The following is an 18,743-nucleotide window of genomic DNA, read 5'->3' on the forward strand; positions in this document are numbered from 1 at the left end:
ACGCCCTCCCCCGGGCCATCGGCCACCGAATCGGCGGCGGCACCGATCGCTGCCCCGCCATCTGGACTCGCCCTCGACTCCTCATCAACCGCGTCCGCGCCGACTTCTGCGGCGCCGTCCGCGTCCGCGCCGACTTCTGCGGCGCCGTCCGCGCCCGCGGCGTCGTCTGCGGTGCCGACCGTCACTGCGCCGACGAACTCGCCGAGCCTGGCGACATCGCTGTCGAGCGCCGCTGGGCCGGCGGCTCCCCAGACGGAGATCGAGCCCCACGCACCAACCGAAGCCCCTGATGTTTCACGTGAAACGTCGTCTGATCACGGAGGAACTCCCCTGGCCTACGAACTCGCCGACGAGACCCGTCGGCGCATCGCACTCGACGAAGCGGTTCTTCCGCTCCCGCCGTCGACTCGCGTGCTGACGATCTCCAACCAGAAGGGTGGCGTCGGCAAGACGACGACCGCCGTGAACCTTGCCTCTGGACTCGCACGCGCGGGCGCCCGGGTGCTCGTGATCGATCTGGATCCCCAGGGCAACGCATCGACCGCGCTCGGCGTCGACCATCGCTCCGAGCGCAAGAGCGTCTACGACGTGCTGGTCTCCGATATGGCCCTGTCTGAAGTCGTGCAGCCCTCCACCGAGCACGAACTGCTCGATTGCGTGCCGGCGACCATCCACCTCGCCGGCGCAGAGATCGAACTCGTCTCGCTCGTCGCGCGGGAACAGCGGCTTCGCCGTGCCCTCGATGCTCACCTCGCCGCGATGGACCGCCCGTATGACTACGTCTTCATCGATTGCCCGCCGTCCCTCGGCTTGCTGACCATCAATGCCTTCGTAGCGGCGCGTGAGGTGCTGATCCCGATCCAGTGCGAGTACTACGCACTCGAAGGGCTTTCGCAACTGCTCAGCAACATCGAACTCATCGAGAAGCACCTCAACCCGGAGTTGCGACTGTCGACCATCCTGCTGACGATGTACGACTCGCGAACCAACTTGGCCCAGCAGGTCGCCCAAGAGGTTCGTGACCACTTCCCCGCCCAGACGCTCGCGACGATCATTCCGCGTTCCGTTCGAGTCTCCGAGGCGCCGAGCTACGGCCAGAGCGTGATCAGCTACGACTACGGTTCGAGCGGATCCCTGTCATATAGAGAGGCAGCCGCCGAGATCGCTCGTCGCGGGGCTGCCAAACCCGAGGAGTCGAACTGATGGCAACGAAACGAACTGGACTCGGGCGCGGAATCGGTGCACTGATACCGAGTGGAGACGACAGCATGCGAGTGCGCCCGGTCGACGTGTTCTTCCCCGACGCCGAGGCGCAGCAGCCCACGGCGGTCGCCGTGGTCGAGCAGGCCGCTGCGGCAGAGGGACTCATCACGGTGCCCGGCGCTCATCTCGCACGACTTGATCCGCACGACATCGTTCCCAATGCGCAACAGCCGCGCAGCGTCTTCGACCCCGACGACCTCGCCGAGCTCGTGCACAGCGTTCGGGAGTTCGGCGTCCTGCAGCCGATCGTCGTTCGACGCCACCCCGAGCTCGCCGGCAAGTACGAACTGGTCATGGGTGAGCGACGCCTCCGGGCCACCAAGATGGCCGGTCTCGAGGCGATCCCGGCAGTCGTCAAGGACACCGCGAACGAAGACATGCTTCGCGACGCGTTGCTCGAGAACCTCCACCGATCGCAGCTGAACCCGTTGGAAGAAGCTTCGGCGTACCAGCAGCTCTTGGCCGACTTCGGCATCACGCAGGAGGAGCTCGCGTCGCGCATCGGTCGATCACGTCCGCAGATCTCGAACACGCTTCGACTCCTGCGTCTTCCCGAGCCGGTGCAGCTGCGGGTCGCGGCCGGCGTGCTGAGTGCCGGGCATGCGCGGGCGATCCTCTCGATCGGTGATGACACCGAAGAGATGCAGCGCTTCGCCGACAAGATCGTCAACGAGGAGCTCTCTGTTCGCGCCGCCGAAGCGGTCGCGGCGAAGGATCCGAAGACGTCTCGCCCCAAGCCCGCGGCGGGCAAGCGGCAGGACTTTCTCGAAGACCTGGCCGTTCGCTTGGGCGACCGCCTGAACACGCGCGTCAAGATCGCACTCGGCGCGAGAAAAGGCCAGATCACCATTGATTTCGCGACGGTTCAAGACCTGCGCCGGATCCTCACCGATCTGGGCGAGGATCTCGACGGCGTGTGACCGTAACTCGCCCGGAGGATCCGTTCTGACGAACCGAAATCAGGTGATTGCTGCCACGGAGTTCAGTTCGTTCGGGTTCGGGCGGCTTCGACCAACGCACCGTAGAGCTCTTCCGGGCTGGCGCCCGACGCGGCGATCGCGAGCGGCACGAGCGAGGTCTCGGTGAGTCCGGGAATGACGTTCGCCTCGAGGAACCATGGAGTGCCCGCTGCATCGACGATGAAGTCGACACGGGAGAGATCGCGAAGGCCGAGCGTGCGGTGTGCGAGCACTGTGGCTTCGGACACGGTGGAGACCGCGTCGTCGTCGAGCCTCGACGGCGCGTAGAACGTCGTCTCCCCCGCGTTGTACCTCGCCTGAAAGCTGTACACGCCTGTGGTCGGTTCGATTTCGACCGCAGGCAGAGCACGCGGCCCGGCACCGGTGTCGACGACGGTGACCGCGAGTTCGGTGCCGACGATGCGTCGTTCGACGACCGCGACATCGGCGTAGGTGAACGCCTCGACCATTGCGCGGGGAAGGTCGTTCGTGTCTGTGACGATCGTGACGCCCTGCGCCGACCCGCCGGACGCCGGCTTTACGACGAGGTCGCCGTCGAGCGTCGAGCGAACGACCTTCAGCACACTTGATGCGCCGAGCTCACGGAACGACTCGTGCGAGAGCACGATCGACTCAGGGACCGCCACGCCGGCGGCTCCGAGCAGTGAGCTCGCGACGGGCTTGGACCACGCCCGGCGCGCGGCCGCCCCAGAGGATCCGACGACCGGAACCCCGATGGAGGCCAGCAGATCGAGCAACGATCCGTCTTCACCGCTCGATCCATGCAGTGCTGGGAATACGACGTCGGGCCGATCGTCTGTGAGGAACGGCAGCAGTCCGGCATCGGGATCACGAAGCACGACTCGGTGGCCCGCGGCGGCCAGCGCATCGGCGACACGACGCCCGGAACGAAGCGACACATCTCGTTCGTGGGAGATGCCGCCTGCGAGAACGACGACGTAGAGACCGGAAGAATCGCTCATGATCAGGTATTTCTCCACTACTTCAAGTCGGACGGGGCTGTGTCGTAGCCGGAGCTCTCTGGAAGCTGCAGCGTTCCGGTGCCGGCGAAGGTATCGAGCAGGTCGAGCTCGCCGTTCACCACGGTGGCAAGGCGGCGAACACCGAGACGGATCGCTTCGGGAGTGGGGTAACAGAACGATAGGCGCATCGCGTGGCGGCCGCGACCGTCGGCGAAGAATGCTGTGCCGGGTGTGTAGGCGACGAGCTCCTTCACCGCTCGCGGGAGCATCTGTTTGGAGTCGAGCACGTCGGGCATGGTCACCCAGACGTAGAAGCCGCCGTTCGGGTTGGTCCAATCGAGCTGCGGGAGGTGCTCCCCCAGCGCCTCGATCATCGCTTCCTTGCGTTCGCGGTACACACCGCGGAACGTATCGATCTGGGCGCGCCAGTCGGCCGTGGCCAGGTACTCGGACACCACCATCTGGCTGAACGAGCTCGGAGAGAGGATCGCCGACTCGGCCGCGAGGATGAGCTTCTCGCGAATCGCATGCGGCGCGAGGGCCCAACCGACGCGGAACCCGGGCGCGAGGGTCTTCGAGAACGTCCCGAGGTAGATGACACCCTCTGGATCGAGCGAGCGGAGCGCGTTCGGAGCCGGCTCGTCGAAGTGGAGCAGACCGTAGGGGTTGTCTTCGAGCACGAGAATCTCATTCGAGCGGCAGATCTCGAGGATCTCGGGCCGACGCTCGGCAGAGAGGGTCACGCCCGCAGGATTGTGGAAATTCGGAATCGTGTAGAGGAACTTGATCCGGCGCCCCTGCGCGCGCAATGCCGCGATCGTCTGCCGTAGCGCTTCGGGGATGAGGCCGTTCTCGTCGGTCGCGACATGGGCGACGTTCGCCTGGTACGAACGGAAGATGCCGAGAGCACCAACGTAGCTCGGCGATTCGGCGAGGATCACATCCCCGGGATCGATGAAGAGCTTCGTGACGAGGTCGAGGGCTTGCTGCGAGCCGGTCGCCGTCACGACGTTGTCGACGGTGCCGTGGATGCCCTCGAGTGACATGACCTCGAGGGTCTGCTCGCGCAGTTGCGGAATCCCCTGACCAGAGCCGTATTGCAGGGCCGTCGCGCCCTGCTCGCGAATGACCTTCTCCATCGATGAGCTGATGAGGTCGTGCGAGAGGGCGGAGACGAACGGCATGCCGCCGGCGAGCGAGACGACCTCGGGTCGCGATGCGACGGCGAACAGGGCCCGAACTTCAGAGGCGGCCAGTCCGGCGGTCCGCTCGGCGTAGTTCGCATACCAAGGGTCGAGATTGTTGCCGGTCCGCTGGGGGACGCCGTCAGTGGTCACTGCGCTCGTTCCGTTCTGTTCAGGATTTCCATCGTAGTTGCTGGGCTCTGGGTGATTGATCGAGGGGTGCGCTCGACCTCCGGAGACGCGAAAGACCCGCCCGGCGACTGCCGGACGGGTCTTCGTCGACCGCCGGCTACGAGATGTAGGCGGCGAGGTCGGCCTCGAGCGCGGGCTTCGGCTTGGCGCCGATGACGGTCTTGACGACCTCGCCCTTCTCGAAGACCTTGAACGCTGGGATCGCGGTGATCTGGTACTTCATTGCGAGGCCGGGGTTCTCGTCGACGTTGAGCTTGACGATGTCGAGTTTGTCGGAGTGCTCCGTCGCGATCTGGTCGAGGATCGGACTCACGGCACGGCACGGGCCGCACCATTCGGCCCAGAAGTCCACGAGCACGGCCTTCCCGTTGTTGAGGACCTCCTGCTCGAAGGTGGCTTCGGTTACCGCACGTGCAGTCATCTTGCGTTCTCCTTTGGTGTAGCGGATGTCGCTTGCTGAAACTGAGGTCGCCTGGTCAGTCGACCGCGACGAATTGGTTCTCGAGCAGCGCCTCGGCGGCGTTCTCGTTGCCGAGCGCGGCCAGGTAGTGCTCGGCGTCGAGCGCCGCGACCGTGCCGGAACCCGCGGCGGTGACCGCCTGACGGTAGTGCGGGTCGATGACGTCACCGGCAGCGAAGACACCTGGGAGGTTGGTCTTCGACGTGCGGCCGTCGACGGCGATGGTGCCCTCGGCGGTGAGGTCGAGCTTGCCGTGCACGAGGTGCGTGCGAGGGTCGTTGCCGATCGCGACGAAGAGGCCGTCGAGGTCGAGCCCGCGCTCGTCACCGGTCACCGTGTCGCGCAGGGTGACCCCGGTGACGGCCGTGTCGCCGTGGATCGCGGCGATCTCTGCGTTCCAGATGAACTCGATCTTCGGGTTGTCGAACGCGCGCTGCTGCATGATCTTCGACGCCCGGAGCGAGTCGCGACGGTGGATGACGTACACCTTGTCGGCGAAGCGCGTGAGGAAGTTGGCCTCTTCCATGGCCGAGTCGCCGCCGCCGGCGACCGCGATGGTCTTCTGGCGGAAGAAGAATCCGTCGCACGTCGCGCACCATGACAGGCCGTGACCCGAGAGCACCTCCTCTTCGGGGAGGCCGAGCTTGCGATAGGCCGAGCCGGTGGCGTAGATGAGCGCGGTCGCCTCGTGCACGTCGCCGTTGCCCAGCTTGACGCGCTTGACCGGGCCTTCGAGCTCGAGCTCGACGACGTCGTCGTAGACGACCTCGGTGCCGAAGCGTTCGGCCTGCTCCTGGAGCTTGGTCATGAGGTCGGGGCCCATGATGCCCTCGGGGAAGCCGGGGAAGTTCTCGACCTCGGTGGTGTTCATCAGTTCGCCACCGATCTCGACGGAGCTCGCGATGAGCAGGGGGTTCAGTTGCGCACGGGCGGCGTAGATCGCGGCCGTGAAACCGGCCGGGCCGGAACCGATGATGATGATGTCGCGCAAACCCGCTCCTGTCGTTGCTGGTGATTCGTGGCACTCGACGAATCGGATGCCACGAGAAGCACAACACAGTCTAGGTGGCCCCTATTCCAGCGGCCGGTCGCCGAACGGCGTGTGACGCGACGACACGTTGCCGCGGCCTCAGCGCCGGCCGAGCCTCGCGACGAGCGGGGCGGCGAATCCGCGCAGCTCGGGTGAACGAAGCATCCAGAGCGTCGCGAAGTACGCGATGCTCATCACCGTGCCGATGACGGCCATCGACAGGATGGCGCTCAACACGCTCGAGAACGCGAAACCGTCGAAGGTGGTTCCACCGAGTGCCCACAGCGCGACGAGACCGACGATCACCGGCACCACGAGCGCAAGTGCCGATCGGCCGTACGCCACCAGCATGCGTCGCGCGTCGAGCGAGCCGATGCGGCGCCGGATCAGCACCACGGCGAGCGCGGCCTGCACGGTGCCCGCGACGGTGATGACCACGGCGATGCCGAAGGCGACCCAGGCGCTGGGCAGGGCGATGCAGGCCAGGGTGCCTGCGACGATCAGCACGACCTGCACGAGCGTGATGAAGAACGGGGTCTTCGTGTCGTGGAGCGAGTAGAAGGTGCGCTGCACGATGAAGAGCACGCTGAAGGGGATCAGTCCGACGAGGTACGCCAGCACGACCAGGCCGGTCGACCACACGAGCGGCTCGAGTGGAGTGAACACGCGGGCGAAGAGGAACGCGCACACCATGAGCACGGCGGTCGCGATCATCAGGATGACGCCGACGCCGCGCACCGCGCTCGAGAGATCGTCGCGCACCTTGCGGAGGTCGTCGGCCGCGGCGTGCTCGCTCATTCGGGTGAAGTAGGCGGTGGCGATCGACACCGTGATCACCGAGTGGGGCAGCATGAAGATCAGCCAGGCGTTCTGCTGCATGCTGACTGAGGCTTCGTCGGGGGATGCCGCGGAGACACCGACCACGGAGGTCTCGACGAACCCGGCGATCGTCGTGAGCAGCAGCATGCCGAAGGTCCAGCTCGCGATGCCGGCGGTGGAACGGAGTCCGACACCTCGCCACGCGAAATCGGGTCGGTAGCGAAGGCCAGCGCGGCGCCAGAACCAGAAGAGCACGAGCGCCTGGGCGGCCACGCCGAGCGTCGCGCTTCCGGCGAGGAGCGCGATCATCGCCGGATCCCACTCGTTCGCCGGTCGTGTGCCCACGGCATCCGTGCCGAAGACGAGGGCGAACACCGCGAGCCCGGCGAGCGCGACGATGTTGTTCAGCACCGGCACCCAGGTGAACGGCCCGAACACGCGCTTGGCGTTCAGCACCTCACCGAGCAGTGAGTACATGCCGTAGAAGAAGATCTGCGGCAGGCACCAGTAGCCGAACGCGACGGCCAGTGCGAACACCCCGTCGCTCATGCGGCTGCCGATCAGCGTCGTGAGCAGCGGGGTGAGCAGCGTCGCGATGAGGGCTGCTGCCCCGAGGATGACGAAGCCGAGCGTCATGACCTTGTTGATGTACGCGACTCCCCCGTCGCGATGCGCCGCGGAGCGGACGATCAGCGGCACGAGCACCGCGCTCAGCACGCCGCCGGCGACGACCGCGTAGATCGTGTTCGGCAGTTGGTTCGCCGCGGCGAACGCGTTCGCGCCGGCGCCGCTTCCGCCGATGACGGCGGCGAGCAGTGCCGCCTTCACGAAGCCGAGAATGCGGGAGACGATCGTGCCCGAGGCGAGGAAGGCGCTCGCGCGCCCGATGCGATCCTCAGCCATCGCGGCGCCCGTCGTCGGCGCCGGCGGGCGGTGGCTCGGTGCCCGCGGACTCGTCGGCAGGCGGTGCCGTGCCGGCATCCGCTTCTGGGGCACCGGTCGTCTGGCCCGCGGCATCCGCTTCTGAAGCACCAGCCGCCTCGTCTGCGGCATCCGACTCGCCGGTTTCGCCGCTCGCCGCGGCCTCGGCCCGCCTCGTGCGAAGGCGACGGATGTTGCGCCAGATGCCGAGCCCGAAGAACACGACGACGATGATGCCGATGATGGCGGCGCCGAGGCCCTCCCAGTCGGCCTGCACGTTCGCCGGAATCGCGACGGGGACTCCGATCGGCACACCTGTGGGCGAGGTGAGCGACACACTGAGGGTGACGGCACCGTTGCCGATGCCGGCGGCGACCGGCACGGTGGCAGTACCCCGTGACTCTGGCGCGATCGTGACCGTCACCTGGTCTTCGACGACCAGTCGACCGTTCGACGGTGCCACGTTGACGATGACCGTGACGGGATACGGCAGGGCGTTCAGGATCGTCGTCGGAACGCCCGTCTCGGAGGAGACGACGTTGATCAGGCTGCTGGGCACCACCGATACCGAGTCGAGCGTTCTGCTCTGGGCCACGAGCCATCCGCCGACCGCGGCCTCCCAGGCGGGAATGTCGGCGATCCAGCCGACGTCGAGCAGGGCGAGCGCGTCGCGACGGGTCGGCCCGGTGAGCTCGCCGGGGTCGTCGAGCATCGTCGCGAACGCCGCCACGCTCTCGTCGGCGCGGATGATGCGGGCGACGTTGTCGAGGCGAGGCTGCGCCTCGGGAGCGTCGATGAGGGTGCGAGCGACCGGCGGCGCGCCGACGACGTCGGTGAGCGATGCCGCGGCGACCAACGGGTTCGCCGTCACTGCATCGAGGGTGGCGGAGACGCGAGCCGACTGGGCGCCGGCGCTGCGCGAGAGCGTCGCGAGCAGGGTGCCCCTGGGCTCGGCCGATGTGCCGATGAGGGCGAGTTCGGCGCCGAGCCGGCCGGTTGCGGCACGCCACTCGATATCGCTCTGCGCCTCGGTGGCTTCGCGCAACGGCGGCGTGAGCCGTGCGTCGGCCACGACCGCCGACGCACCGTCGACCGTCGATGAGGCGTTGGCCCACTGCACTCCGGGTTCCACGTTGCCGGGGGCGAGAATCGAGGTCGTGAGCCCCGACGCGCCGAACACTGCGAGATCTCCGGCCGCGACGGTGTCATCGGCGGGCCAGGCCAGGTCGGTGCGCGTATAGGGCCACGCCAGCAGCGCTTCGGCGGTGGGCAACTCCCCCGTCGCCGGTGTCGTGGGCGTCGGAGCCGGGCTCGTCGCACCATCGCCGTCGGGGACCCCGGGGTCCGCAGCGCCGCCGGCCTCCGCCGTGAAGTTCGCGGGGTCGAGCGCGTCGGTGAACGAGGTCGGCGCGAGCAGCGCAGGCATGCCGATCTGCGCCTGCGCCGCGACATCCGCATCTGCATACGCGAGCGGGAATATCTCATTCGGCAGCCCGGCGAGCCGCTCGAGCCACGCCACTGCCGAGACCGGCGCGGCGCTGCCCAGCGCGCGGATCGACGCGATGATGCGGGGATCGACGGCGATCGTCACCGGGCGGCCGACCAGGGCGTCGAGCTGCCGGGAGAGGAGTCCGAACGGCGACGTCCAGGTCGCGAGGTCATCGGCGCCGAGCAGGCCGGAGGCGGTGGGCGGCACGGTCACGGGCACCACGACGGCCAGGCTCGTCGGGCCGGTGACCGGCGCATTCGCGTTGGCGGCCACCTCTGCGGCCGTTGCGACCAACCGGCCATCGACGAGGAGTTCCGCACCGAATCCGAGCACCGGAGACGTGTCGATCGGATCGAGCGCCTCGGGAGGCAGCGTGACCGAGACCGTGTCGCTCTCACCCGGCGCGAGCACCGCCGTCGCGGCCTCGCTTGCGATCGTGCCGTCGATGGAGGTGAGCTCGGCCGCCGCCACATCGACGACGGGTTCGGGCGCCTGCGCGAGCCACGCATCGACCTCGCCGGGCTCGTCGATGTCGCTGTCGGATCGCACAACGCGAAGCGCCCCCGCCGAGACCGGCTCGGTGGTCGCATTCCTGACTTCGACCTCGAGAGTGACGGTGGCGTCGGGAGCGATCGTGGTCGAGACGGTCGGCGCGATGCGGAGGGTCACGCTCCCGGCGGCCGCCGGCTCCTCCGCGGCTGTCGCAGCCGATGGAGTCGGAGTCAGGAGCGCGAGCGCGGCGGCAGCAGCGGCGCCGACGACCAGGAATCCGTGCCGGAAGGGTGGCCCGGGGCGCGACCGCTGGGCGCTGTTCGTCGATTCGACTCGAGAGCACCGGCGGCGCGCAGGATTCGACTCGGGCACCATGCTGGCGATTCTACGGCGTGGCGCGCGGGCGTTCGCTCGGCGTCCACAGGGCCGTCGGCTTCCCTTCGCGCCGGGGCATCCGTCACCCGGGCCTTAATATGGGGGCATGCAGAGTGTCGCGGCGGCCCTCGACCGGCTGGGCGAGCTGGCGGCTTCGCCGACCGTTGCGAGACTGGCTTCGGCCTTCGAGGCATCCGGTCATGAACTGGCTCTCGTGGGCGGTCCGGTGCGCGACGCCTTCCTCGGGCGGCCCGTCAACGACCTCGATTTCACGACGGATGCCACGCCGGACGAGATCCTCGCGATCGTGAAGCCCATCGCCGAGGCGCACTGGGACATCGGCCGCGCATTCGGCACGATCGGCGCGAAGATCACCGGTGAGACCGTCGAGATCACGACCTACCGGGCCGACGCCTACGACGGCGCCTCCCGCAAGCCCGAGGTCGTCTTCGGCACGAGTCTCGACGACGACCTCACCCGGCGCGACTTCACGGTCAACGCCCTCGCCCTGCGCCTGCCGAAGCTCGAGCTCGTCGACCCGTCGGGCGGCGTCGAAGACCTCATGGCGCAGGTGCTGCGCACGCCGGCGGCGCCCGAGCGGTCGTTCGGCGACGACCCGCTGCGGATGCTGCGTGCCGCACGATTCGCCTCCCAGCTCGGGTTCACGGTCGAGCCGTCGACGGCGCAGGCGATGACCGACCTCGCGGCAGAGATCGACCGCATCTCGGCCGAGCGCGTGCGCGACGAGCTGGTGAAACTGCTGCTGTCGAGGGCGCCGCGCGGCGGCATCCGGCTGCTGGTCGAGTCCGGACTCGCCGAACGCGTGCTGCCCGAACTGCCGGCGCTCTCGCTCGAACGCGACGAGCACCACCGCCACAAAGACGTCTACGAGCACAGCCTGACCGTGCTCGACCAGGCCATCGAGTACGAACTCGAACGCGGTGTGCTCGAGCCCCCCGACCTCATCGTGCGGCTGGCCGCGCTGCTGCACGACATCGGCAAGCCCGCGACGCGTCGGTTCGAAGGCGGCGGTGCGGTGAGCTTCCACCACCACGATGTCGTCGGCGCCAAGCTCGCGCGCAAGCGGCTGCGCGCACTGCGGTTCGACAACGACACGATCGCGGCCGTCTCGCGGCTGATCGAGTTGCACCTGCGCTTCTTCGGGTACACGGATGGTGCGTGGAGCGACTCGGCCGTGCGCCGCTACGTGCGCGACGCCGGCGACCAGCTCGAGCGCCTGCACATCCTCTCGCGTGCCGACGTCACGACCCGCAATCGGCGCAAGGCCGACCAACTCGCCTTCGCCTACGACGACCTCGAGGAGCGCATCGCCGCGCTTGCGGAAGAGGAGGAGCTCGCGGCCGTGCGGCCGGAGCTCGACGGCGCCGACATCATGCGGCTGCTGGGCGTCGCGCCCGGCCCGGTCGTCGGAGAGGCCTACCGGTACCTGCTCGAGGTGCGGCTCGACGAGGGCCCCATCGGCGCGGATGCCGCGACCGAGCGCCTGCTCGCCTGGTGGGCGTCGCGCGAGGTCGCGGCCGACGGCTCGCCCGGCGGTTCGCCTGACGCCTGACGCCTGACGCCTGACCGCGCGCGCGGGGCCATGCGGCGAGCGGATGGCGCGGGCGCGGGGCATCCGCTATGCTGTCAAGGTTGCCCGTGTGCCGCGATTGTGCGGCCTCCATGGTGTGACGTATGCACAACCCTCCTGCTGCAGAGATCCTGTAGCCGTTTGAGTCCGAAGGAGGTGGGTTAGTCATGCACCAGTACGAGCTGATGGTTATCCTCGATCCCGAGATCGATGAGCGCACCGTTGCTCCCAGCCTTGACAAGTTCCTCAACGTCATCCGCAAGGATGGCGGCACCGTCGACAAGGTCGACATCTGGGGACGTCGTCGTCTGGCCTACGAGATCAACAAGAAGAACGAGGGCATCTACGCCGTCGTCGACTTCACCGCCGAGTCCAAGACCACCGATGAGCTCGACCGCCAGCTGAACCTCAGCGAGGCCGTCATGCGCACCAAGGTCCTCCGTGCCGAAGAGGCGATCGCCCAGGTCGCCGCCCACGCGAAGGCCCAGGAGGCGAAGGCCGCGAAGAAGGCCGCCGCTCAGGCGAAGGCCGGCGCGAAGGCCGCGGCCCCCGCGGCCGCAGTCGCCGCAGCTCCCGCTTCGGCCAAGAAAGACGACTAGTCCTCATGGCCGGCGAGACCATCATCACCGTGGTGGGCAACCTCACTGCAGATCCCGAGCTGCGTTACACGCAGAACGGCCTCGCGGTTGCCAACTTCACCATCGCATCCACTCCTCGTACGTTCGACCGTCAGGCCAACGAGTGGAAAGACGGCGAAGCGCTGTTCCTGCGTGCGAGCGTCTGGCGTGACTTCGCCGAGCACGTGGCCGGTTCACTCACCAAGGGGACCCGGGTCATCGCTTCCGGGCGTCTCAAGCAGCGTTCCTACGAGACGAAGGAAGGCGAGAAGCGCACCAGCATCGAGCTCGAGATCGACGAGATCGGCCCGAGCCTGCGCTACGCCACCGCGTCAGTGACGCGCGCCCAGTCCAACCGCGGCGGCAACAGCTCCTTCGGGGGCGGCGCCGGTGCCGACGAGCCGTGGGCACCCAGCGCCCCCGCAGCAGCAGCCCCGCAGGGCGGCGGCAGCGGCGGCGACGTCTGGAACACCCCCGGTACGAGCTACGGCGACGAGACCCCCTTCTAACATTCAGACGGGTTTCGAGACGGTCGCTGCGCGGCCTGCTCAACCCGCGAACCCAATCAGACAGGAAAGACAATGGCTGGAAAGTCGAGCGGCGATCGCCGCAAGCCGAGCCGCGGGAAGGGCGCGAAGAACGCCGCCCCGGCGAAGTCCATCAAGGTCGGAATCATCGACTACAAGGATGTCGCGACCCTTCGCAAGTTCATCTCCGAGCGTGGAAAGATCCGCGCCCGCCGCATCACCGGTGTCTCCGTGCAGGAGCAGCGCCTCATCGCCCGTGCCGTCAAGAACGCACGCGAGATGGCACTCCTGCCCTACTCGGGCTCCGGCCGCTAAGGAGCACGACAATGGCTAAGGTAATTCTCACCCACGAGGTCACCGGCCTCGGCACGGCCGGCGACGTCGTCGAGGTCAAGAGCGGCTACGCTCGCAACTACCTCGTTCCCCAGGGCTTCGCTGTGGCGTGGTCGCGCGGTGGCGAGAAGCAGGTCGAGCAGATCAAGGCGGCTCGCGCCGCTCGCGCTCTGCACTCGCTCGAAGATGCGCAGGCTCTCAAGGCCAAGCTCGAGTCGAGCAAGGTCAAGCTGGCCGTCAAGGCCGGCCAGGGCGGGCGCCTGTTCGGCTCCGTCAAGACCGCGGATGTCGCGGCTGCGGTTTCGACCGCCGGCCTCGGCGAGATCGACAAGCGCAAGATCGAGATCACGGCCCCCATCAAGGCGGTCGGCGAGCACGAGGCGACGGTGCGTCTGCACGACGAGCTCTCGGCGACGATCACCCTCCAGGTGGTCGCAGCGAAGTAGTTCGCGGCACCACGCACGACGGCGGCGGTTCGGGCTTCGGCCCGGGCCGCCGCCGTCGTCGTTTCCGGCGCAGCATCCGTCGACTCGCAGCATCGAAATCGTCGGATTCCGTACACCCGTCGCGGGGGTTCGCGCAAGTTGCGTGCGGCGTTTTCCGTGACTGTTGTGCACAGGTCAGACGACGTGCTCCAACAAGTTCGAAAGAAGTTTTCCCACACAGGTGTGAATAGATGAAAGTGCTGGTCAACTCAGAGTTCAACCAGTGTAATTCACCGACTTTCCACAGTTATCCACAGGAGTAGTGCACACGTTCGTCGGCGTTTCGCCCAGTTTGTCCCCAGAGTTATCCACAGGCTGGGTTGTGGGGTGCATACCGCCTTCCCTATCGTGAAGCAGCGCCACATCCACCCACGTGCCACACCGGTCGGCCGGCCTTGTCTGAGGCTCCCGAGATACTGAGTGGCGGGCGCGGGCCGCTCGCCCGTCTGAGCCGAACCGGAGGTCATGAAGTTGTCGATCGCGCACATCGGGCTCGCTGAACCGGCTGAAGACGGTGACGCCCGACGGGGCGAACGAGTTCCGCCGCACGACCTCCTCGCCGAACAGAGCGCGCTGGGCGGCATGATGCTCTCGAAAGACGCCGTCGCCGACGTCATCGAGACCATACGCGGCATCGACTTCTACGTGCCGAAGCACGAGGTCGTCTTCAACGCGATCCTCACGCTGTACTCGCACGGCGAGCCCACCGACGTGATCGCCGTCACCGACGAGCTCACGAAGACCGGCGACCTCCAGCGTGCCGGCGGCGTCGAGTACCTGCACACGCTCACGAGCATCGTGCCGACTGCCGCGAACGCCGGCTTCTACTCCTCGATCGTCGCCGAGCGCGCGATGCTGCGCCGACTCGTCGAGGCCGGCACACGCATCGTGCAGATGGGCTACCAGGGCGAGGGCGAGGTCACCGATCTCGTCAACAACGCCCAGGCCGAGATCTACGCCGTGACCGGCTCGGTCGAGACCGAAGACTACGTGCCGCTCTCCGAGGCCGTGACCGTGGCGATCGACGAGATCGAGGCGGCCAAGCACACCGACGGCAAGTTCACCGGCGTGCCCACCGGGTTCGCCGACCTCGACGACCTGACCAACGGCTTCCACCCCGGTCAGATGATCATCGTCGCGGCGCGACCCGCCATGGGCAAGTCGACGCTCGCGCTCGACTTCGCCCGAGCGGCATCGATCACGAACGACCTGCCGTCGGTGTTCTTCTCACTCGAGATGGGCAAGAGCGAGATCGCGATGCGTCTGCTCAGCGCCGAGGCATCCGTACCCCTGCAGATGATGCGCAAGGGCACCGTCGATTCGCGCGACTGGACCACGATCGCGGCGACGCGCGGCCGCATCAACGACGCGCCGCTCTACATCGACGACTCCCCCAACATGACGCTCGTCGAGATTCGCGCGAAATGCCGCCGTCTCAAGCAGAAGGTCGGGTTGAAGATGGTCGTCATCGACTATCTCCAGCTGATGACGAGCGGCAAGCGCGTCGAGAGCCGCCAGCAAGAGGTGTCGGAGTTCTCTCGAGCACTCAAGCTGCTCGCAAAAGAGCTGCAGGTGCCGGTCATCGCGCTGTCGCAGCTGAACCGTGGCCCCGAGCAGCGTGCCGACAAGATGCCCGCCATCAGCGACCTGCGCGAATCGGGCTCGATCGAGCAAGACGCCGACATGGTGATCCTGCTGCATCGCGAGAGCGCCTACGAGCGAGACAGCCCCCGCGCCGGCGAGGCCGACCTCATCGTCGCCAAGCACCGCAACGGCCCGACCCGCACCATCACGGTGGCGTTCCACGGCCACTTCTCGCGGTTCGCCGACATGGTGCAGGGGTAGTAGGCCCTGTGTAGGTTCCACGCGAAGATGTCGGATTCCAGATCGAGATGTCGGCTACTTGTCGGATCCGACACTTCGCGTGGATTTCGCCGAACTGCCTCTGATCAGTGCACTGCGAGACTTTCTCGTGCCGGGGCCCCGGATAGGTCGCCGCGCTTCACCGGACGTAGATCACGGACGAGGTGGCGAGCCGAGCAACCCATACCAACAGGAATATTTCTGCACATGAGACGCGTGATTCTCCGAGGTTCGGGTTGTGCTTCGGGTATGGCAGATTTTGCGTCGGAGGATCGCACGGGTCGGGTGATGCTCGGCACGGTGCGGGTGGCGCGTGGGCTGACTCAGGCGCAGCTGGCGAAAGCGTCAGGCGTTTCTCAGGCCGTGTTGTCGAAGGCGGAGTCGGGTCTGGTGTCATTGGATGAGTCTCGGTTGGCGGAGCTGGTTGATGTGCTCCGGGCACCGGCGAGCTTGCTGACTCTTCCGGTCGATGAGGGCGCGGTCCCGTATGTGTTTCATCGGAAGCGTTCGACCCTGCCGTTGTCGGTGGCGAATCGTCTGCGCGCCGAGCTGGAATGGCTGCACTTGCAGGTCACGGGAGTGGTGGCCGGCGAGGTTCAGGTCGGGCTGGCGCGGCACCCGCTCCCGCCGGACCGGTTCGAGACTCCGGAGGAGGTCGCGAGAGAGGTCCGCGCATCGTTGGGTGTGACCACGGGACCCGTGATGGATCTAGTGGCGGCGTTGGAAGCGGCCGGAGCCGTTGTGATCAAGCGCTCTCTGGGGTCCGAGCGCATCGACGCGATGGTGAGCTGGCCGGAGGCGCACCGCCCGGTCGTGCTGCTCGGGGATCACATCCCGCCGGACCGGCAACGGTTCTCCCTCGCCCATGAGCTCGCACACGCCGTGATGCACCAGGTTCCGTCCGAGTCGCAGGAGGTTGAGGCTGACCGGTTCGCGGCCGAGTTCCTGATGCCGGCACGGGACGTTCGAGAGGATCTGTCTCGGGGACCGGTGACGGTTCCTTCGCTGGCGCAGCTGAAGTCGAAGTGGCGGGTATCGATCGCAGCGCTGTTGCGGCGGGCGTGGGACCTGGATTCGATCAGCGACGGTCGCTATCGGCAGTTGAACATCGAGTTGTCGCGGGCGGGGTACCGCAGCATCGAACCCGTGGTGCTTGTCGACGAGGTTCCCTCCCTGATGTGGGATCTGGTCAGCAAGCGGTTGGAGCACGGGGAAAGCGTGGCGGACATCGCTCGCGACGCGTTCTTGAACGAAGAAGAATTCGCGGATCTCTACCTGAGGAGCGCAGCATGACGGACAAGATCAACACGCAGCACCTGCGAGTCACCCTTGTACGGGTAGTGGGAGGCGAGGATCCGGTACCCGCCACGGGTGCCTTCGATGACCTCCGGCAGGACGGTCGACCCGGCCGCCTCGTATAACGGCGCGAACCGTTCGATCGCCTTCTTCGACTGCGTCGCCGGCGACACCCGGTCGTGGTTGCCGGGCACCAGGTACCGCCGTCCGTTCAGCTGCGCGGTGAGAGCGATCGATTCCTCGATCGGGCCGAGCGCGACATCCCCGAGATGCAGCACCACATCCGTCGGTCCGACCGTCTCGTTCCAGCGGCGGATGAGTTCGGTGTTCATCTCGTCGACCGAGCTGAACGGGCGTTCCGCGAGCTCGCTGATCCGGGCGTGGCTGAAGTGAGTGTCCGCGGTGACGAAGTCGACCTGGTCGAACTCGAACCACGGATACTCACTCACGATTAGCGCTCCTCGCAGGTATGTGTGGTGTCTTGCAGAATCTAGCGGCGTCCTAGCGTTTCAGTAGACGGGGATAGATGTCGCTAGAGTTCGTCGAGATCGATCCCGAACTTCCGGGCGAGGTCGGTGGATATCACGCTGGTCGGGAGCCGGTGTTCCGGTGGCAGGTGAGCCATTGTTCCGGGAGATGGTGAGCCACCGCAACGTCGCGGGGTGAGCCGTTGCGCCCGCTGGGGGCGGGCTCCGCGCGGCCCTGCCCCCGGCGGTTGCTCAGTCGATCTGGGTGAAGTGCCTGCGCATGGAGTCGTCGCAGTGAAGGACGGTCGCGTGCGCGTTGGTAGTGATCCGGTCGACGATGGCGTCGGCGAGGATCTCTTCTCGTCCATCCGGTCGTGCCATTGACCTGGCGCCAGCTGTGTGCAGTAGATCGTCGACGCGGTCTTGTGTCTTCGATCGATCAGGGTGTGCAGTTGCTGGACTTGGGGTCTGGTCGGTGTCGTGAGGAACCAGTCATCGATGATGAGCAGCTCGACTTTGACCAGCGTGTCCAGGCACCGCTTCTTGTCGCCAGCGCGTTCGGCGATCGTGATCCGGTCGAACAGTTCGTCGGCGGGCAGGTAGAGCACCCTGCGGTGTTGCTGGCAGGCTTTGTTGCCCAACGCGCTGGCGACGTAGGTCTTGCCCGCACCGGTCGGCCCTTGCAGGATGACGTCGTGGTGTCTGATGAGGTAGCTGCCGATCGCGAGGCGGGCGATCAACTCGGTGTCCATGCTGCTGCGCCCGGGCATCACCTTGATGTCCGCGATGTCGGCGGCGGGCTGGGCGAGTCCTGCCTGACGGCGTAGCCGGTGCAGTTTGCTGTCGCGCCTTCTGTCGTGTTCCAGTCGACGGCCTGCTTGATCATCTCGGGACCTGTCAACGGCGCTGCCGATGTCACCTCGGCGAGGTTTTCAAAGTACTCGGCCATTCCCGATAGGCGCATCTGTTTGAGCCGGGTCAGGGTCTCGATATCGATCATGCCACCAGCCGACTGCGGTGCGCCTCGGGCATATGCATCGGCACGGTCGCGTATCGGTTTGTGACGCCGACGAACCGGGCGTGGGAGGCGACTCTCTCCGCCCCGTCGAAGACCTCCACGGTGTGTGAGGTGATCCGCACGTCGAGTTGACGGCCGATCAACAACGTGGAGGGAACCGAGTAGAGGTTCTTCTCGACCTGAACGTGATAGTTCGGGCCTGCCTTCGCCTTCCGCAGATCTGCCAGTTCGAACCGGACCTGCGGCAGTGGGACCAGAAGCGGCTGCTCGTCCCGGTAGAACACGATCCACGGGGAGTCTTCCCGTTTCTGGAACGGTTTCGCGTTGATCCGGTCGACCTCGGCGAAGATCGCCTCGTTCAGCTCCGCCAACCCCACGA

Annotated in this window: 19 protein-coding genes; 9 read left to right on the plus strand and 10 right to left on the minus strand. The window is 66.9% G+C overall.

The genetic code is table 11. The annotated features are described in order from the left end of the window. The first annotated feature begins 330 nt into the window (after positions 1–330). Complete coding sequence (locus FHG54_RS16595; RefSeq protein WP_276528347.1) at positions 331–1,203, plus strand: ParA family protein; 873 nt, start codon at positions 331–333, stop codon at positions 1,201–1,203. Continuing rightward, positions 1,203–2,183 carry a ParB/RepB/Spo0J family partition protein gene (locus FHG54_RS01905; protein ID WP_139415652.1) on the plus strand — a complete coding sequence of 327 codons (981 nt, stop codon included), beginning with the start codon at positions 1,203–1,205 and terminating at the stop codon, positions 2,181–2,183. Before FHG54_RS16595 ends, FHG54_RS01905 begins: the two co-directional genes overlap by 1 nt. A 62-nt stretch (positions 2,184–2,245) precedes the next feature. Here the strand turns inward: FHG54_RS01905 and FHG54_RS01910 are convergent, their stop codons facing one another. The 6 genes from FHG54_RS01910 to FHG54_RS01935 form a co-directional block, all read right to left on the minus strand. Continuing rightward, the gene (locus FHG54_RS01910) at positions 2,246–3,205 is read right to left on the minus strand and encodes a D-alanine--D-alanine ligase family protein (protein ID WP_139415653.1); all 960 of its coding nucleotides are present in this window, start codon (positions 3,203–3,205) and stop codon (positions 2,246–2,248) included. A gap of 17 nt (positions 3,206–3,222) precedes the next feature. Then, positions 3,223–4,542 carry an aminotransferase-like domain-containing protein gene (locus tag FHG54_RS01915; protein ID WP_139415654.1) on the minus strand — a complete coding sequence of 440 codons (1,320 nt, stop codon included), beginning with the start codon at positions 4,540–4,542 and terminating at the stop codon, positions 3,223–3,225. A gap of 136 nt (positions 4,543–4,678) precedes the next feature. Beyond that, the gene (trxA, locus tag FHG54_RS01920) at positions 4,679–5,002 is read right to left on the minus strand and encodes a thioredoxin (RefSeq protein ID WP_139415656.1); all 324 of its coding nucleotides are present in this window, start codon (positions 5,000–5,002) and stop codon (positions 4,679–4,681) included. Between the two features lie 55 nt (positions 5,003–5,057). Further along, entirely contained in the window at positions 5,058–6,032 is a 975-nt protein-coding gene (gene trxB / locus FHG54_RS01925) for a thioredoxin-disulfide reductase (protein ID WP_139415658.1), read from the minus strand. Positions 6,033–6,170: 138 nt separating this feature from the next. Then, the gene (murJ, locus tag FHG54_RS01930; protein ID WP_139415659.1) at positions 6,171–7,793 is read right to left on the minus strand and encodes a murein biosynthesis integral membrane protein MurJ; all 1,623 of its coding nucleotides are present in this window, start codon (positions 7,791–7,793) and stop codon (positions 6,171–6,173) included. Continuing rightward, positions 7,786–10,167, minus strand: coding sequence for a DUF6049 family protein (locus FHG54_RS01935; RefSeq protein ID WP_139415661.1), 2,382 nt, complete (start codon positions 10,165–10,167; stop codon positions 7,786–7,788). Before FHG54_RS01935 ends, murJ begins: the two co-directional genes overlap by 8 nt. Before the next feature lie 106 nt (positions 10,168–10,273). Here FHG54_RS01935 and FHG54_RS01940 point away from each other — a divergent pair, with 106 nt between their 5' ends. The 7 genes from FHG54_RS01940 to FHG54_RS01970 all read left to right on the plus strand — a co-directional run bounded on the left by FHG54_RS01940 (position 10,274) and on the right by FHG54_RS01970 (position 16,876). Continuing rightward, a complete protein-coding gene (locus tag FHG54_RS01940; RefSeq protein ID WP_139415662.1) occupies positions 10,274–11,740 on the plus strand; it encodes a CCA tRNA nucleotidyltransferase in 1,467 nt (488 codons plus the stop codon). A 185-nt stretch (positions 11,741–11,925) separates the two neighbouring features. Next, positions 11,926–12,357, plus strand: a complete 432-nt coding sequence (gene rpsF, locus FHG54_RS01945; protein WP_139415664.1) for a 30S ribosomal protein S6 — start codon at positions 11,926–11,928, stop codon at positions 12,355–12,357. A 5-nt stretch (positions 12,358–12,362) separates the two neighbouring features. Then, entirely contained in the window at positions 12,363–12,884 is a 522-nt protein-coding gene (locus FHG54_RS01950) for a single-stranded DNA-binding protein (protein WP_139415665.1), read from the plus strand. Between the two features lie 72 nt (positions 12,885–12,956). Further along, the gene (rpsR, locus tag FHG54_RS01955; RefSeq protein WP_022889097.1) at positions 12,957–13,217 is read left to right on the plus strand and encodes a 30S ribosomal protein S18; all 261 of its coding nucleotides are present in this window, start codon (positions 12,957–12,959) and stop codon (positions 13,215–13,217) included. 11 nt (positions 13,218–13,228) lie between these two features. Beyond that, positions 13,229–13,681: a 50S ribosomal protein L9 gene (rplI, locus tag FHG54_RS01960; protein ID WP_139415667.1), complete on the plus strand. Its 453-nt coding sequence runs from the start codon at positions 13,229–13,231 to the stop codon at positions 13,679–13,681. Between the two features lie 510 nt (positions 13,682–14,191). Continuing rightward, positions 14,192–15,565, plus strand: coding sequence for a replicative DNA helicase (gene dnaB, locus FHG54_RS01965; protein WP_139418243.1), 1,374 nt, complete (start codon positions 14,192–14,194; stop codon positions 15,563–15,565). A gap of 306 nt (positions 15,566–15,871) precedes the next feature. Continuing rightward, positions 15,872–16,876, plus strand: coding sequence for an ImmA/IrrE family metallo-endopeptidase (locus FHG54_RS01970; protein ID WP_168197069.1), 1,005 nt, complete (start codon positions 15,872–15,874; stop codon positions 16,874–16,876). Here the strand turns inward: FHG54_RS01970 and FHG54_RS01975 are convergent. From FHG54_RS01975 to FHG54_RS01985, 4 genes are all read right to left on the minus strand, one after another. Beyond that, positions 16,855–17,328, minus strand: coding sequence for a metallophosphoesterase (locus FHG54_RS01975; RefSeq protein WP_168197070.1), 474 nt, complete (start codon positions 17,326–17,328; stop codon positions 16,855–16,857). The two genes, FHG54_RS01970 and FHG54_RS01975, sit on opposite strands and share 22 nt — an antisense overlap. A gap of 83 nt (positions 17,329–17,411) precedes the next feature. Continuing rightward, positions 17,412–18,212 (minus strand): ATP-binding protein, encoded by an 801-nt coding sequence (locus FHG54_RS01980; protein WP_338025702.1) that lies wholly within the window; start codon positions 18,210–18,212, stop codon positions 17,412–17,414. Beyond that, positions 18,116–18,346 (minus strand): hypothetical protein, encoded by a 231-nt coding sequence (locus FHG54_RS16600; RefSeq protein WP_232333574.1) that lies wholly within the window; start codon positions 18,344–18,346, stop codon positions 18,116–18,118. Before FHG54_RS16600 ends, FHG54_RS01980 begins: the two co-directional genes overlap by 97 nt. After that, on the minus strand, positions 18,343–18,735 hold the full coding sequence (locus FHG54_RS01985; RefSeq protein WP_139415674.1) for a Mu transposase domain-containing protein: 393 nt from the start codon (positions 18,733–18,735) through the stop codon (positions 18,343–18,345). The genes FHG54_RS16600 and FHG54_RS01985 overlap by 4 nt, the downstream gene beginning before the upstream one ends. Positions 18,736–18,743: the final 8 nt, after the last annotated feature.

Origin of the sequence: Agromyces laixinhei (assembly GCF_006337065.1) — a bacterium.
GTDB lineage: Bacteria > Actinomycetota > Actinomycetes > Actinomycetales > Microbacteriaceae > Agromyces > Agromyces laixinhei.